Below are 13,862 nucleotides of genomic sequence, written 5' to 3' on the forward strand. Positions count from 1 at the left end.
CTCACCTGCTGCTGCCGAGCAGCGGCAGGATGGTGCGGACGATCGTGATCACCGCCGGGCCCAGGATCACCATGATGATCGAGGGAAAGATGAAGAGCACCAGCGGCACCAGCATCTTGGTCGGGATCTTCGCGGCGCGTTCCTCGGCGCGCATCTGCCGCTTGTGGCGCAGGTCGTCGGAGAACACCCGAAGCGAATCGCCGACGCTGGTGCCGAACTTGTCGGCCTGCGTCAGCATCGTCGCGAACGTGCCGATCTCCTCCAGTCCGGTGCGCAGCGCCAGGTTGCGCAGCGCCTTCTCGCGGGTGCCGCCGGCGCGCATTTCGAGGGTGGTCAGGTGCAGCTCCTCGGCGAGGGCCATGCTCTTTCGCTTGATCTCGTCGGCCACTTTCGTCAGGGCCGCGTCCAGCCCCAGGCCGGCTTCGATGCACACCAGCATGAGATCGGCGGCGTCGGGAAAGGAGTGGAAGATCTCGAGCTGGCGGTCCTTGAGCTTCAGGTGCAGCAGCAGGTTCGGCAGATAGCAGCCGACCAGGGCCGCCAGCAGCACCCACATCAGCAGTGTCAGCGTGTGCGCTTCGTTGAAGGCGCGCAGCGCGAAGTAGGTCCCGGACGCGAGCAGCGCCGGCAGCACGGTCTTGGCGCCGAAGTACATGAGCCGGGCGTCTTCGCTGCGGATGCCGGCATTCATGAACCGCAGGCGCAGCGGTGACGATTCCCAATCGCCCTCGGGGGCGGACAGGCGCGACAGCGGCCCGGCCAGTCGCACCACGGTCTCGCGCCACTCGGTCGGGGCGGCGGCGGGCGCGATCGTCTGCAGGCGCTGGCGGGTGCGGCTGGGCGCCAGCCAGACGTAGGCGCCGGCGAGCGCGGAGGCCACGGCGATGAAGATCAACGTCATCAGAATGACCATGTCGGACTCCTATACGCGGATGCGGATGATCTGCCGCATGGCGAGCACGCCGAACACCATGAGGGCCAGCATGAACTTGATCAGCGAGATGCCGATGGGATCGGTCCACAGCAGGCTCATGAACTTGGGGTTGACCAGGTTCATCGCCGCTGCCAGGGCGAAAGGCATGATCACGAGGATCCAGGCGGACATGCGGCCCTCGGCGGACAGCACCCGCACCCGGCCCAGCAGCTTGGCGCGCTCGCGCAGCAGCCGGCTCAGGTTGTCCAGGATTTCGGTCAGGTTGCCGCCCGATTCGCGCTGGACGAGCACCGCCACGACGAAATAGCGCAGGTCGGTGATCGGCACGCGCTCGCTCAGGTTGGTCAGGGCCTGCTGCAGCGAAATGCCGAAGTTGACCTCCTCGTGCACGCCGCGGAATTCGCCGGCCACCGGCTGCGCCAGCTCCTCGCCGGCCATCTTGAGCACCGAGGAGAAGGCGTGCCCCGCGCGCAGCCCCCGCGACATCAGGTCCAGCGCCTCCGGCAACTGGGCCTCGATCCGGGCGAGGCGCTGCTTGCGGCGGCGGTGCAGGTACAGCAGCGGCAGGGACGCGGCGGCGAGCGCCGCGAGTGCCGACATCGTTGCCGTCTCATGCGCGACCGAACTCATGGCCACCCAGCCGGCCAGCGCCAGCACCGCGCAGCCGGTCAGGAGCCGGGAGACCGTCCAGTTCAGGCCCGACTGCATGATCGTCCGCTCGAGCAGGCGCATCCTGGAAAAACCCTGGAGCATCCGCTGCATGGCCGGCGCGTCGCTCAATGCCCCTTGCTTGAGCAGCTGGGCGTTCTGGGTGGCGCGGCGGGCGGTCGCCAGGTCCTGCAGCCGCCGCTGCAGGCGGGTCGCCTGCGGGCCATGGTTCGCCCGCCACAGCAGGTAGAGGCCTTCGAGCAGCAGCAGCACCGTGATGAACAGCAGCACGGTGAGCACGATGAAGTTGTTGCCGAGGATCGAGAGCATGGCAGCCTCCGCTCAGTGCTGGCGGCGCAGCGGGTCGAACATGGCGTCGGAGAGGCTCACGCCGTAGGTGCGCAGCCGCTCCATGAACTTGGGCCGGACGCCGGAGGCCTGGAAATAGCCCTGCACCAGGCCGTCCGCGCCCAGGCCGGTCTGCTTGAAGCCGAAGATCTCCTGCATGGTGACCACCTCGCCTTCCATGCCGGTGATTTCCTGGATGCTGACCACCTTGCGGCGGCCGTCGACCAGCCGCAGGACCTGCACGACGAGGGTGATGGCCGAGGCGATCTGCTGGCGGGCGGCCTTGTGCGGCAGGTTCAGGTTCGCCATGCCGATCATGTTCTCGAGCCGCGCGATCGCGTCGCGCGGCGTGTTGGCGTGGATCGTCGTGAGCGATCCTTCATGACCGGTGTTCATCGCCTGCAGCATGTCGAAGGCCTCGCCGCCGCGCACCTCGCCGATCACGATGCGGTCGGGCCGCATCCGCAGCGCATTGCGCACCAGCGCGCGGGCGGTGACCTCGCCGCGACCCTCGATGTTCTGCGGCCGGGTTTCCAGGCGCACGACGTGCGGCTGCTGCATCTGCAGCTCGGCGGCGTCCTCGATCGTCACCACGCGCTCGCTGTCGGGGATGTAGCTCGAGAGGATGTTCAGCAGCGTCGTCTTCCCGGCGCCGGTCCCGCCCGAAATCAGGATGTTGACCTTGGCCCGGATCAGGCCTTCGAGCAGCGCCGCCATCTCCGGCGTCAGGGTCTTGAGCGCGTCGCCGACCAGGTCGGCCATCTGCAGCGGGGTATGGGCGAAACGGCGGATCGACATCATCGGCCCGTCGATGGCGATCGGCGGGATCACGGCGTTCACCCGCGATCCGTCCGGCAGCCGCGCATCCACCATCGGGCTGGACTCGTCGATGCGACGGCCCACCAGCGACACGATCTTGTCGATGATCCGCAGCAGGTGCTTCTCGTCGGTGAACGTCACGTTGGTCAGCTCGAGGCGGCCGCGCCGCTCGACGTAGATCTGCTGGTAGGAGTTCACCAGGATGTCGGACACGGCAGGGTCCGCCATCAGCAGCTCGAGCGGTCCGAAACCCAGCATCTCGTGCTGGATGTCGCGAATGAGGGAGCCGCGCTCGACGTCGTTGACCGCCGCCTGCTCCTCCTGCAGCAGGCGTTCCACCATCACGGCGATTTCCTGGCGCAGCACGTCCGGCGCCAGCGTTTCCAGCGCGGCAAGGTCGAACAGCTCCAGCAGCTTCAAGTGCATCCTGCTCTTGAGCGCCTTGTAGGTATCGCCGCCGACCGCGTGCTGGGTGCGCGGCGCGCCCTCGCCGCCGGATGCCACGTTGAGCTTGTCGCGCAGCGAGCCGCGCTCGCGTTCCAGGCTGATGACCGATGCTGGGACCATGTTCATGCTCTCCGGAACAGGCGGCCGAGAAGGCCGCGGTTTTCTTCGTGCCTGGGGCTCAGCGCCGCCGCCAGGTCGGCCAGGTGGCGCGCCACCGTGTTGGTGCGCGACACCTTCACGAGCGGATCGCCGTGATTGATCGAGGCGTTGACCTCCTTGTAGGAGTTGGGCACGGTGTTGACGCGTACGTTGCCGACCGAGCGGCGCACTTCCTCCACGCCGATCTCGTTGGTCTTCTCGTAGCGGTTGAGGATCAGCTCCGTCTTCTCCGGCCCATAGCCGAGCGAGCGGAACACTTCCAGCAGCTTGGCGGCATGGCGCACCGACGTCAGGCCCGCCTGCAGCACGGCGTAGATGCGGTGCGCCCGGTCGAGCGCGTGGATGGCGATCGTGTCGAGCGCACGCGGCATGTCGAGCAGGACGAAGTCGTAGTTGGCGGCGGCGACGGCGACGATCTGGTCGATGTGCTCCGGCTTGATCTCCATGGCCTGGGCCAGGTCGTCCGGCGCGGCGAGCACGCTGAAATTCGGCGTCACCTTCACGGTGCTGGCCGCCAGCAGCGACGCGTCCAGCCGGCCGATGTCCTTGGCCAGGTCGGCCAGCGTCGAGGCGGCCTTGCCGTCGTGCACGAACGCGAGCGCATCGCCGAACTGCAGGTTCATGTCGATCAGGAGGACCGAGCGCGTCTCGGCCAGCTGGTAGCCGAGGTTGGTCGCCAGGAAGGTGGCGCCGCTGCCGCCCTTGCACGGGACGAAGGCGAGGACCTTGCCCTGGCGGCCCAGCCGCGCCCCCGCGAGCTTGGCCTCCACCCGTTCGACCGCCGCCTGCACCGCGGCGGCCGGCGCGGGCGAGGGGAGCACCTCGCGCACGCCGGCGCGCATCGAATTGAGCAGGAATTCCGGGGTCTGGGTCGCGCACAGCAGGATGACGGCCGTTCCCGGGTGGTGCGTCGTCACGTATTCGACGGGCGCGAGCTCGTCGGCGTCGCAGCACATGCCGTCCACCAGCATCAGCTGCGGCTGCTCCTCCTCGGCGACCGCCCGCATGCGGGTCTTGCCCCCGTCGAACAGCACGGCAGTGTGCCCCCCGGCATCGAGCAGCACGCCCAGCTGCTGCAGGTGTTGCGGGTTCGGCGAAATGACTGCAACTTTCATCGGGCTCCTCCTGGCTTCATGAACACATCGCGTCGCTGTTGGGGTCCTGGTGCATCACTTCGCGCGTCAGGAAGGTCTTGAACTGGGGCAGCAGCAGCGGTGCGATCGGCGTCGCCAGACCCGCGATCGGCGAGATCCACCGGAAGTCCAGGCCCTGGACGGTGACGGTGACCCCGATGCACGTCGTGGGGTCGCAGCTGGGCGGGCTCCAGGTCACGTCGATGTCGGTGATCTCCGGCAGGAGAACCTTCATTCGCGCGAGCACCTGCGCATCGCCGGCGCCGCCGGTCGCGCCGCACACGACGGCGTACCGGGCGCCGGCGCGGGCTGCTTCGCTGGCCGCGTTCCAGGTGAAGAGCAGCCGCGCGAAATCGAGCAGTCCCAGGAAGAACGTGAAGAAGATGAGGATCACGAGCGCGAACTCGATCGCCGTCGCGCCGCGTTGCCGGGATTTCATAGGTAGGTCCTCATCGTGGCGCTGATCGGCGAGAAGGTGATCGATTCCCCGCCGAAGAAGGTGGCGCCGAACGCCCCCGAGAACAGCGGCTGGAACGTGTAGCCGCTGATCGTGATGCGAACCGTGTTGATCGTCGGTGTGCCGCTGACCGTCTGCCACGTCGGATCCTGCACCTTCGCGATCGTGAGGCCGGGCACGAGGGGCGTCCCGCTGCCGGTGAGGTTGCCGTACACGGCCAGGTTCTTCGCCTCGGTCACATGGGTGCCCGGCATCTGGGTGGAGAGATAGCGGGTGGCGTCGCGCACCGATTTGGTGAGCGCGTTGTACTGGTACATGGCCCGGCCGAACTCCGTGACGATGAACGTGAGCAGCAGCAGGAACGGCAGCACCAGTGCGAATTCGACCAGGGCGACACCGCGTTGGTTCTTCATCGGCCTGCTCCTCATCGAACGAGCACCGGAACCAGCGGGCCGGCCACGCCGCCGGGAAAGCCGGTGGTCACGCACGGGCTGCCGGGCGTGCCGGCATTGCCCCGGTATTCCAGCTGCACCGGCGCCATCGGGATGCTCAGCGGCTGCAGCATCAGCATGCAGGCGTAATCCATGACGTCGTTGCTGCCGTTGACCACCGGCACCAGCGCGATGCGCCGGCTGATGCCGTAGTCGCGGTGGCCGCCGCTCGCCGTCGGCCCGGGGGCGGCGATCTTCTGGAAGCTGTTCAGGGAGAGCGCCATGATCGTCTCGCACACGTGCAGCCCCTGCACGTTGGTGCGGGTGTCGGTGTTGGCGCAGGAGGCGAAGGCCAGCCGTTTGGCGACGAAGTTGCCCGCCGTCCCGGTCGGGTCCGAGCTCGGCGTGCCGTCGTATGCGTTGCGCGCGTCCGGCCAGTTGTGGGTGGTGTAGGCATAGCCCGTCATGTCGGGCCGATGCGTGGCCGGATCCACGGTGTTCTTGTAGATGCCGAACCGCTCGTTCCAGACGTCGACGACGTTGGCCTGCACGCCGGGCGTGCCGAGGTGGTCACCGACGCGGGTCCCGCACTTGCCGTTCATTTCCGCGACGGTCTCGTTTGCCGCATTGCTGCCGTCGAGGTTGGCCCAGCCGATCTCGCCGTTGCCGGCCTCCCCCGGCCCCATCAGCAGGGTGACCCATTCGCCGACCGCGAAACCGTAGTCGGGCGCGACGCCGCCCGTCTTGGGTCTCAGGGCCAGGGGCAGGGGACAGGTGGTCTGCGAGCTGCCGCGGGTGGCGATGGCGCGGGCCAGGACGTTGCGGGTCGCCGGGAAGGCGCTCGCGTCGCGAATGAACGCACCCATGGCCTGCAGCAGGAACATCCTGACATTGGGCTGCTGGTGGCGGCACTCCACGTAGCGTGCGGACGACGGCACGGTGGTCGGCGTCAGGTCGGCGGCCATGAAGGTCAGGTCGGCCTCGGTGATCTGTCCCTGCGCGCTCCAGTCGGGCGACTGCAGGTTGACGCGGTTCAGGTTGCCGGCGGTGATGCCGGCGCTGCGGGCGCGCGAGATCGAATCGCTGACGCCGTTGATCGAGGAGCCGACGCCGTCGAGCTCCTGGGCGGCCGCCAGGGCGCAACTGTCCATGGCGGTCTGCAGTTCGCTGCGGACGATGAAGAGGCGGCCCAGGTCCACGGCGATCCCCATGAACCCGAGCAGGAACAGCAGGGCCATGCAGACCGTGAGAATGATGGCGCCCCGCTGCCGTTGGAGCCGGATGACGCTGCCCATGGCAAGCTCTTCGCTCGTGCGGGGAAAGGCGGCGCACCGCGCCACGCCTCTCCCCTCACGCGCACGTCACACGCAGTTCGCGCCGTCGGTCAGGCAGGTGCCGACGCGGCCGATGAACGCGCTGAAGTTCGAGCCGGTCAGGTTGCGCAGGGCAACCACGAGCGTGATCGAAACGACGGCGATGATGAGCGCGTACTCGATCACCTGGGAGCCATCGTCTTCCCGTGCGAACGTCTTCAGGCTTTGCATCAATTTGTCCATGATTCACCTCGAAAAAAATGAATGGTTGAAAAAAATTGGCGACTGCTTGGATCGTCGGAAGGTCTGGGCTAGGACATGGTCAGTCGCTCCTTTCCGCCGGCCGTGCCGGCACTGCGTTGTGAAACAGGATGGCTGGTGCGATCGTCTCGGCGCCGCGGCGGCTACTGGCCGCCGCTGATCGCGCCGCCGATGTTGATGACGTTGACCACGGGCGGCGGCGCCTTGAACGAGTCCTGGTAGCGGATCGCGGCCTCGCGCGCGCTCTTGCCGTCCATGCCGGCGACCGCGTTCGGGTCGCTGACGCCGGCGGGATTGATGGTCTGCGCCAGCCGCGCGGCGCGCACGGCGTCGCCGAAGCGCAGGTCGTAGTTGGGCGTCACGGAGGCGGCGCAGCCCCCGAGCAGCGCCACGATGGGTAGCCAGGCGTATTTCATGGCGGTTCCTTCAGCGGGTGGCGGGCGCCGGCGCGACGGCCGGTGCGGGTGCGATGACAGCCGGCGCTTGCGGCAGGGGCTGGCCTTCGCCTGTTCCCATCAGCATCACGTCGGAGCGGCTCGGGGTCACATGGTTGTCGGTGGGCAACGCCACGGGCGCCATGAACGGCTTCACCAGGCGCGGCGTCACGACGAACATCAGCTCGGTCTGGTCGCTCTGGAACTCGGACGAGCGGAACAGCGCGCCGAGCACGGGCGCTTCGCCCAGGCCCGGAAACTTGTTGAGGGCCTCGGTGAAGTTGTTCTTGATGAGGCCGGCGACCGCGAAGCTCTGGCCGTCCGCCAGTTGCACGGTGGTGTCGACCTTGCGCGTGGCCATCGAAGGCAGGATGGCGACGGCGCCGCCGATCGCGGTGAACGGGGTGCCGGTCTGCGACAGCTCGGAGACCTCCGAGAGGATCTTCAGGTTGACCCGGCCGTCGAGCACCGTGGGGGTGAACTTCAGCCCGACGCCGAATTCCTTTTCTTCCAGCGTGATCGTGGTGCCGCCGCCGTTGCGGTCCTGTGCCACGGGGATGAAGATCTTCCCGCCGGACAGGAAGCTGGCCGACTGGCCGCTGATCGCCACGATGTTGGGCTCCGCCAGGATCCGGACCACCCCGTCCTTCTTGTTGGCATCGATGCCCAGCGTGGTGTTGCTGCTGGTGCCGGCCGCGCCGGGCGGCAGGCCGTGGGAGTGGCTCAGGACCGACAGGCCGCCGCCGATGATCCCGGAGATGACGTTGGTGACGCCGGCGCCGGTGGTGAACGCGCGGGAGAAGTCCAGGCCCAGGCGGTCGAGCAGGCTCTTGCTGACCTCGGCGATCTTCACTTCCAGCATCACCTGCTGCGGCGCCGTGACGCGCAGCAGGTTGACCACCTTCTTGCTGTCGGCGTACGAGTTCGCCACCGTGAGGACCTGGTCGAGCTTGACCGAGTCGCTGACCATGCCGGTGAGCACCAGCGAGGTGTCGGCGCCACGGACCTTGACGGCGGTTTCTTCGGGCATCAGTTCCGCGAGCTTGGCCTGCAGCGTGTCCGGATCGATCGCCACCACGATGTCCTTGACCACGCAGCGGCCGTCGGTGCTTTGCACCACCACGTTCATCGAGCCCGTGCGCCGGCCCAGCAGGAAGAGTTCGTGCGGACTGAGCAGCGTGATTTCGGTGTCGGCCACCCCGTCGTGCGCCGTGCCGCGAGCGGCGGCGGCAGCGCCGGCGGAACCACGGGGCGCGGCGCCGGCCTGTTCGGGGTTGACCGGCAGCGGCATGCCGGCCCGGCTGGCCGACTGGCCGCCGACCACCAGCCGCGCGGCGGGCGCTTCCAGCCGCACCACGCGCGACTTGCCGAGCGTGAGATAGGTCGGCGGGTCGACGCTGACCGAAGTGCACGGCCGGCCCGCGGGCTGGCCGGGCGGCGCGCCGGCGAGCGAGCTGCCGGTGGCGCCGCGGGCCGGACCGGTGCGGGCCTGGCGCGCCGGCTGGCTGGCCGCTGGGCCCGGGCTGCTTGCGGCCGCGGTCGGGCCGGACTGGGCGGCTGCGGGCGCGGCCGAGGTGGCGAGGGCGAGGAGCACGGCGGCGCACAGCGCCGCTCGGCCCGATGGGGGGTTCTTCATTGTTTTCTCCCTGGACATGTTCTTGTTCTTGGCGCAGGTGCGTCAGAAGCAGTTGTTCGCGCGTGTCCCGTTGCGGATGACCTCCACGCAGATCGGCGCCGGCTCGGGTCGCGGCATGGCGGCAGGGGCGCCCATGACCCGGGTCCGGATCACGGCCGGCGGTGCCTTGACGACCATGGGGGCGGCCGGCTGCTTGATCCCGAGCAGTTCGGCGCGGGTGACGCCGGTCGTCATGATGGGCTGCTTGTCGAGCTGGTTGCGCAGCACCAGCGACAGGCTGCCGACGCTGCGCGCGAGGTCCAGCTTTTCGGCGTCGGCCGGGGTGAGCTCCAGCGTCACGGCGCTGACCACCTTCGGCTTGGTCTCGTCGCGCCCGGCTTCCTGGGCCACGGCGAGCACCAGCACCTGCTCGAGCACGGTCATGCTGACCTGGCCATCCTTGCCGTGTTCCTTCTGCGTGTTGACCATCACGTCCACGTAATTGCCCGGCAGGGCGAAGCCAGCCACGCCCACCACGTCGTTGACGCGCACGGTCATGGCGCGCTTGCCCTCGGCGATCACCGCCGAGAGGCCGCCCTTGGTGCCGGCCGGCGACAGCTTGCGCTCGAGGATGGCCTCGCCGCGCAGCACGCTGGTCTTCACGACGCGGTCCTGCAACTCCTTGGCATCCTTGAACGTGCCGGCGGGGACCGAGCCCGTCGGCCAGTCGGCCACCGTGAGCATTTGCGGAAGAACCCGGCTGCCCAGTTCGATGTCGACGGCGGCGACGACGACCTTGGTCGATGCGAGGCTGCCGCGTTGGGCCACCCAGCCGGCCGCATAGACGGCCGCCGCGAGTCCCGTGACGAGCGCGAGGATCAACAAACCGATTGCCTTCATGTTCCTCATGGAAACTCTCCCCAAAAAAATCGTCAGGCCAGGCGCAGGTGGCTGGCGATCAGCCATGCCAACGTTCCGGCGCAGATGCTGATGCCGTATGGCAGGCGCCCCACCGAGCCGGCCGGCGGCATGGCGGGGGCGGGGCGTACTCCCGCCAGGACGGCGAATGCCATCGACTGCACGATCCCGAAGACGTTCGAGGCCACCCGCCCCAGCGAGTGCCGCCAGGCGGCCGCCGCCAGTGCGACAACGCCGCCGGCGATGAACACGCAGATGACCGCCGGGACGATCTGCGGCAGCCCCAGGAACGCCCCGACCATCGCCATCAGCTTCACGTCGCCGGCGCCCATCACGCGCAGCGCGTAGAACGGCAGCATCAGTGCCAGCCCGGCGGCCAGGCCCGCCAGCGACCAGAGCGCGCCGTCGACCGCCCACGCCACCCCGAGCACCTGCCACTGCACCGCCGCGCTCAGCGCCAGGCCGATCAGGGCGCCGGTGACGGTCAGCCAGTTCGGAATGCGCAGCGTGCGCACGTCGATCACCGCCGCCACGAGCAGCAGCAGCAGCAGCACGACGTTGCGCACGTCGCCGAGGTCGGGCCCCGTGAGATGCCAAAGCCAGTCGGCGGATGCGGTATTCATCGACAAGCCTTTCTCGTTGGTTGGTGGTCGGGTGCGTGGAGGAAAAATATGGGCGCAGGGCCGGCGGTTTGCCTATGGGTTCGTTCTCCCGATTTCGGCAGGACAAACGCCGCGCCCGGCCGGGACAAGTTCGCTATCCGCCGGGGTCCACGTATTCCAGGCGGGGGTCGATCAGCCGGACGGCGACCCCGGTCTTGCCGTCGCGGCGTTCCAGCCGGACGATCACGCCGGATGAGGTGAACCGCATCGAGACCTCGGGCAGCTCGAGCTCGAAGTCGACCGGGCCCTGCATCGCGTGCTCGCCGTCGATTTCGAAGAACAGCCCGGTGGCGCTGATGTCGCGCGTGACGGCTGACGAGCCGTCCCCGAGCGTGAGCGGCAGCGCCAGCCGTTCACGGGGGTCGATGCGTTGCTCTTCGAACATGCGACCAAGTCTGCAGCGCCACCGGCTCGCGGTCGCGGGTGGTTTCGCCCTTTTTTCTGGTTGCCCGTGCCCGCCGGTGGGGGCTGCCGGTGGGACAAAGCTCCCGGGACCGCGCTGCCGCGCGCTGCACCCGCGCACGGCTGAGTGGCGCCCAAACCGCATGCTTGCGTACGAAGTTGCAACATCTCGTGACACGAACTGACGAACCAAGGTGTTCGTCCATACCATGACGCTTCCCGTTACCACGACTGAGCCTGCCAATGAACAACAACGGTGCTCGTTCCATCCCCGTGTTCGTGGTCGCCCTGCCCCTTGTCGGGTGGGGCCTCGAGCGACTCCTCGAGTCGGCGCATCCGAAGTTCGAGGTCGTCGGAAGCGCCTCGCGGATCGAGGAGGCGCTCATGCAGCTCGAACGACGACCGGTGGAAGTCGTCGTCCTGGTGGCGGACGGGCTTCGGACCGAGGACATGGCCAGCTTCTGCGCCAAATCGGCGGCCAAGGTGCTGCTGATCACGGGGTCGGCGGACCACGCCTGGGTGGACAGCGCGGTGATGGCCGGCGTGCGCGGGGTGATCCGCACCGGCGAGCCGCCCGAGGCGCTGCTCAAGGCGATCGTGAAAGTGCATGACGGCGAGCTGTGGATCGACCGCGGCGCCACCAGCCGCATCTTCATGGAGATGGCGCGCCAGAAGGCCGCCGCCCGAGACGATCCCGAACGCTCGAAGATCGCGACGCTCACGCTGCGCGAACGCCAGACGATCGCCGCCGTGGCCAGCGACGCGGCGGCGCCGGGCAAGGTGATCGCCGACCGCCTGTGCATCAGCGAGCACACGCTGCGCAACCATCTCACGTCGATCTACAGCAAGCTCGGACTCTCGAACCGGCTGGACCTGTACGCCTACGCCACCCGGCACCTCGACGAACTGCGCTGAGCGGGCCGGGGGCGGCCGCGGCGGCCGTTGTTAAGATCGCCGCAGAACCGGCAACCTGCAATGCCGGCCCATGAGGGATCCCGGGGCGGCCCGCGCAGCGCGCCCGCCCGTTCGCCATGACCTTGATTTCCATCCTGATCGCGACGCTGGCCGCGGGCATCGGCAGCGTGTGGCTGGCCGCCGGGCTGATGCGCCTGGGCTTTCGCGTCCAGGGCGGCGCCGGTGCCGCCACGCACGTGGGACCGCAGCACCTCCTGAGTCTCGCCGCCGGCGCGCTGCTCGCCACGTCCTTCATGCACCTGCTGCCCGAGGCCTTCGAGAGCGAGGCCGGGCCGCAGGCGCTGTTTTCCGTGCTGCTGTTCGGACTGGTGTTCTTCTTCCTCCTGGACAAGGCGGAACTGTGGCACCACGGGCACGAGCACCACCACGACCACGACCACGACCACGACCACGAGCACGGCGCGCACGAGCACCATGACGAGCCGCGGCCGTTGCGCTCGGGCGGCTGGGCCGTGCTCACCGGCGACAGCGTTCACTGCTTCGGCGACGGAGTGCTGATCGCCTCGGCCTTCGTCGCGGACCTGCGGCTGGGGCTGGTCGCGGCGGTGGCGGTGCTCGCGCACGAGGTGCCGCACCACATCGGCGACCTGGCGGTGCTGCGCGCCAGCAGCGGCAACCGGCGCGTCGCCCTGATCAAGGTGTCGCTGGCGGGCGCCGTCACGCCGCTGGGCGGGCTGGTCGGCTGGTGGCTGGTCGACCGGCTGCACGGGTGGCTGCCGTACTTCCTGGCCGTGGCCAGCAGCAGCTTCATCTACGTTGCGCTGGCCGACCTGATTCCGCAATTGCAGAAGCGGCTGACGGCCCGCGAGACGCTGGCGCAGATTTTCTGGCTGCTGGTGGGCATCGCCCTCGTAACGGGCCTCAGCAGCCTGTTCCACTCGCACTGAGGTCCCGGCGCGCGATTCGGCGCCTGCGCGTGAAGCGCCATCGTCGGCCTCCTCCTACGCGCTTGGCTGGCGGCCGCCGACGCGCCCGGCTGCAGGCCCGGCCACGATCCGTGCATCCCCAACGGTGCGAGGAGTTGCAATGGCCGAACACACAGACGCAGCCGCGTCGCGAGCAGGCGGCGGGGCGGTCCCGGAGCGGGCGCCGCCGGCTGACGTCGTGGCGGGCGCGCAGGTGCGCCCGGGCGATCCCGGCCATGCGGCGTATCCGCTCAGCGAAGGCGAGTACTGGCTCGCGGCCCACGCGGGCGAACCGTACTGGGATCCATCGCGCAGCTTCGCCGACTACAGCACCGCGTATGAGCTCGGGTGGGTCAGTTATCACCTGTACGGCGGCGAATTCGACACGGCCGAGCGCGTGCTCGCCAACGAATGGCTGGTCCGCAAGGGCATCTCGCAGCTGTCCTGGGAGCAGGCGCGGCCCGCCGCGCGCGCCTCCTGGCAGCGGGCCGAGTCGGCGAAGTTCGTGACCGACGGCACGGCTGCGGCCGAGGACGTGCGTGCGACGCTGGAGGGATTGTTCGAATCCGCCCGCGACGCGCAGCTCGGTTTCCGCGAAGCGGCGGCGCATGCCGGCTCGCCGGAGCTGGTGGCGCTGTTCGAGGAGCTGGCGCGGCAATGCGACGCCGCCGCCGTCCAGTGGCAGGGGCGGATCGAGCAGCTCGGTGGCACGGTGGCCGAAGGCGGCACCGTCGCCGGGGCCGCGCAGCGCGTCTGGCTGCAGATCCGCGGACTGTTCGGCGGCGCCAGCAACGCCACGCTGCTGGCCGAATGCGAGCGCGGGGCAGACGAGGTCGTCGATCGGCTGCGGGGCGCGCTGCAGCGCAACCTGCCGGCGGACCTGCACGCCGCCGTGCAGCGGGAGTACCAGCAGTCCCAGCGGCAGCACGATCACCTCAGGCGGCTGCGCGACCAGGCGGCGGCCGCCGCGCCGGGCGAGCGCGAGCAGCCCGCCTGAGCGC

Annotated in this window: 16 protein-coding genes; 3 read left to right on the forward strand and 13 right to left on the reverse strand. The window is 69.1% G+C overall.

Features of this window, described 5'->3' with window-relative positions:
• Position 1: 1 nt before the first annotated feature.
• The 13 genes from VNT59_RS07225 to VNT59_RS07285 all read right to left on the reverse strand — a co-directional run bounded on the left by VNT59_RS07225 (position 2) and on the right by VNT59_RS07285 (position 10,964).
• Entirely contained in the window at positions 2-913 is a 912-nt protein-coding gene (locus VNT59_RS07225) for a type II secretion system F family protein (protein WP_325497650.1), read from the reverse strand.
• A gap of 9 nt (positions 914-922) precedes the next feature.
• Positions 923-1,912: a type II secretion system F family protein gene (locus VNT59_RS07230; RefSeq protein WP_325497651.1), complete on the reverse strand. Its 990-nt coding sequence runs from the start codon at positions 1,910-1,912 to the stop codon at positions 923-925.
• Positions 1,913-1,924: 12 nt separating this feature from the next.
• Positions 1,925-3,322 carry a CpaF family protein gene (locus VNT59_RS07235; protein WP_325497652.1) on the reverse strand — a complete coding sequence of 466 codons (1,398 nt, stop codon included), beginning with the start codon at positions 3,320-3,322 and terminating at the stop codon, positions 1,925-1,927.
• Positions 3,319-4,470 carry an AAA family ATPase gene (locus VNT59_RS07240; protein WP_325497653.1) on the reverse strand — a complete coding sequence of 384 codons (1,152 nt, stop codon included), beginning with the start codon at positions 4,468-4,470 and terminating at the stop codon, positions 3,319-3,321. The genes VNT59_RS07235 and VNT59_RS07240 overlap by 4 nt, the downstream gene beginning before the upstream one ends.
• A 16-nt stretch (positions 4,471-4,486) precedes the next feature.
• Complete coding sequence (locus tag VNT59_RS07245; protein WP_325497654.1) at positions 4,487-4,927, reverse strand: TadE/TadG family type IV pilus assembly protein; 441 nt, start codon at positions 4,925-4,927, stop codon at positions 4,487-4,489.
• Positions 4,924-5,358 carry a TadE family protein gene (locus VNT59_RS07250; protein WP_325497655.1) on the reverse strand — a complete coding sequence of 145 codons (435 nt, stop codon included), beginning with the start codon at positions 5,356-5,358 and terminating at the stop codon, positions 4,924-4,926. The genes VNT59_RS07245 and VNT59_RS07250 overlap by 4 nt, the downstream gene beginning before the upstream one ends.
• 11 nt (positions 5,359-5,369) lie before the next feature.
• Positions 5,370-6,671: a pilus assembly protein TadG-related protein gene (locus tag VNT59_RS07255; protein ID WP_325497656.1), complete on the reverse strand. Its 1,302-nt coding sequence runs from the start codon at positions 6,669-6,671 to the stop codon at positions 5,370-5,372.
• A gap of 66 nt (positions 6,672-6,737) precedes the next feature.
• The gene (locus VNT59_RS07260) at positions 6,738-6,932 is read right to left on the reverse strand and encodes a Flp family type IVb pilin (protein ID WP_325497657.1); all 195 of its coding nucleotides are present in this window, start codon (positions 6,930-6,932) and stop codon (positions 6,738-6,740) included.
• 161 nt (positions 6,933-7,093) lie between these two features.
• Positions 7,094-7,366 (reverse strand): hypothetical protein, encoded by a 273-nt coding sequence (locus VNT59_RS07265; protein WP_325497658.1) that lies wholly within the window; start codon positions 7,364-7,366, stop codon positions 7,094-7,096.
• Positions 7,367-7,376: 10 nt separating this feature from the next.
• Entirely contained in the window at positions 7,377-9,020 is a 1,644-nt protein-coding gene (locus tag VNT59_RS07270) for a type II and III secretion system protein family protein (RefSeq protein ID WP_325497659.1), read from the reverse strand.
• A 42-nt stretch (positions 9,021-9,062) separates the two neighbouring features.
• Positions 9,063-9,908 carry a Flp pilus assembly protein CpaB gene (gene cpaB / locus VNT59_RS07275; protein WP_325497660.1) on the reverse strand — a complete coding sequence of 282 codons (846 nt, stop codon included), beginning with the start codon at positions 9,906-9,908 and terminating at the stop codon, positions 9,063-9,065.
• 23 nt (positions 9,909-9,931) lie between these two features.
• A complete protein-coding gene (locus VNT59_RS07280) occupies positions 9,932-10,540 on the reverse strand; it encodes an A24 family peptidase (protein WP_325497661.1) in 609 nt (202 codons plus the stop codon).
• Between the two features lie 133 nt (positions 10,541-10,673).
• Positions 10,674-10,964, reverse strand: a complete 291-nt coding sequence (locus tag VNT59_RS07285) for a PilZ domain-containing protein (RefSeq protein ID WP_325497662.1) — start codon at positions 10,962-10,964, stop codon at positions 10,674-10,676.
• Between the two features lie 260 nt (positions 10,965-11,224).
• Here VNT59_RS07285 and VNT59_RS07290 point away from each other — a divergent pair, with 260 nt between their 5' ends.
• The 3 genes from VNT59_RS07290 to VNT59_RS07300 all read left to right on the forward strand — a co-directional run bounded on the left by VNT59_RS07290 (position 11,225) and on the right by VNT59_RS07300 (position 13,858).
• Positions 11,225-11,896, forward strand: a complete 672-nt coding sequence (locus VNT59_RS07290) for a response regulator transcription factor (RefSeq protein WP_325497663.1) — start codon at positions 11,225-11,227, stop codon at positions 11,894-11,896.
• A gap of 116 nt (positions 11,897-12,012) precedes the next feature.
• The gene (locus VNT59_RS07295; protein ID WP_325497664.1) at positions 12,013-12,843 is read left to right on the forward strand and encodes a ZIP family metal transporter; all 831 of its coding nucleotides are present in this window, start codon (positions 12,013-12,015) and stop codon (positions 12,841-12,843) included.
• A gap of 139 nt (positions 12,844-12,982) precedes the next feature.
• The gene (locus tag VNT59_RS07300; RefSeq protein ID WP_325497665.1) at positions 12,983-13,858 is read left to right on the forward strand and encodes a PA2169 family four-helix-bundle protein; all 876 of its coding nucleotides are present in this window, start codon (positions 12,983-12,985) and stop codon (positions 13,856-13,858) included.
• Positions 13,859-13,862 lie beyond the last annotated feature (4 nt).

It is taken from the genome of Ramlibacter sp. (genome assembly GCF_035554825.1).
Classification (GTDB): domain Bacteria; phylum Pseudomonadota; class Gammaproteobacteria; order Burkholderiales; family Burkholderiaceae_C; genus Ramlibacter.

Bases quoted from the DNA above. Each gene is read 5' to 3' on its own strand.
- VNT59_RS07225 (WP_325497650.1), bottom strand. From the start codon at position 913: ATGGTCATTCTGATGACGTTGATCTTCATCGCCGTGGCCTCCGCGCTC.
- VNT59_RS07230 (WP_325497651.1), bottom strand. From the start codon at position 1,912: ATGCTCTCGATCCTCGGCAACAACTTCATCGTGCTCACCGTGCTGCTG.
- VNT59_RS07235 (WP_325497652.1), bottom strand. From the start codon at position 3,322: ATGAACATGGTCCCAGCATCGGTCATCAGCCTGGAACGCGAGCGCGGC.
- VNT59_RS07240 (WP_325497653.1), bottom strand. From the start codon at position 4,470: ATGAAAGTTGCAGTCATTTCGCCGAACCCGCAACACCTGCAGCAGCTG.
- VNT59_RS07245 (WP_325497654.1), bottom strand. From the start codon at position 4,927: ATGAAATCCCGGCAACGCGGCGCGACGGCGATCGAGTTCGCGCTCGTG.
- VNT59_RS07250 (WP_325497655.1), bottom strand. From the start codon at position 5,358: ATGAAGAACCAACGCGGTGTCGCCCTGGTCGAATTCGCACTGGTGCTG.
- VNT59_RS07255 (WP_325497656.1), bottom strand. From the start codon at position 6,671: ATGGGCAGCGTCATCCGGCTCCAACGGCAGCGGGGCGCCATCATTCTC.
- VNT59_RS07260 (WP_325497657.1), bottom strand. From the start codon at position 6,932: ATGGACAAATTGATGCAAAGCCTGAAGACGTTCGCACGGGAAGACGAT.
- VNT59_RS07265 (WP_325497658.1), bottom strand. From the start codon at position 7,366: ATGAAATACGCCTGGCTACCCATCGTGGCGCTGCTCGGGGGCTGCGCC.
- VNT59_RS07270 (WP_325497659.1), bottom strand. From the start codon at position 9,020: ATGAAGAACCCCCCATCGGGCCGAGCGGCGCTGTGCGCCGCCGTGCTC.
- cpaB (WP_325497660.1), bottom strand. From the start codon at position 9,908: ATGAGGAACATGAAGGCAATCGGTTTGTTGATCCTCGCGCTCGTCACG.
- VNT59_RS07280 (WP_325497661.1), bottom strand. From the start codon at position 10,540: ATGAATACCGCATCCGCCGACTGGCTTTGGCATCTCACGGGGCCCGAC.
- VNT59_RS07285 (WP_325497662.1), bottom strand. From the start codon at position 10,964: ATGTTCGAAGAGCAACGCATCGACCCCCGTGAACGGCTGGCGCTGCCG.
- VNT59_RS07290 (WP_325497663.1), top strand. From the start codon at position 11,225: ATGAACAACAACGGTGCTCGTTCCATCCCCGTGTTCGTGGTCGCCCTG.
- VNT59_RS07295 (WP_325497664.1), top strand. From the start codon at position 12,013: ATGACCTTGATTTCCATCCTGATCGCGACGCTGGCCGCGGGCATCGGC.
- VNT59_RS07300 (WP_325497665.1), top strand. From the start codon at position 12,983: ATGGCCGAACACACAGACGCAGCCGCGTCGCGAGCAGGCGGCGGGGCG.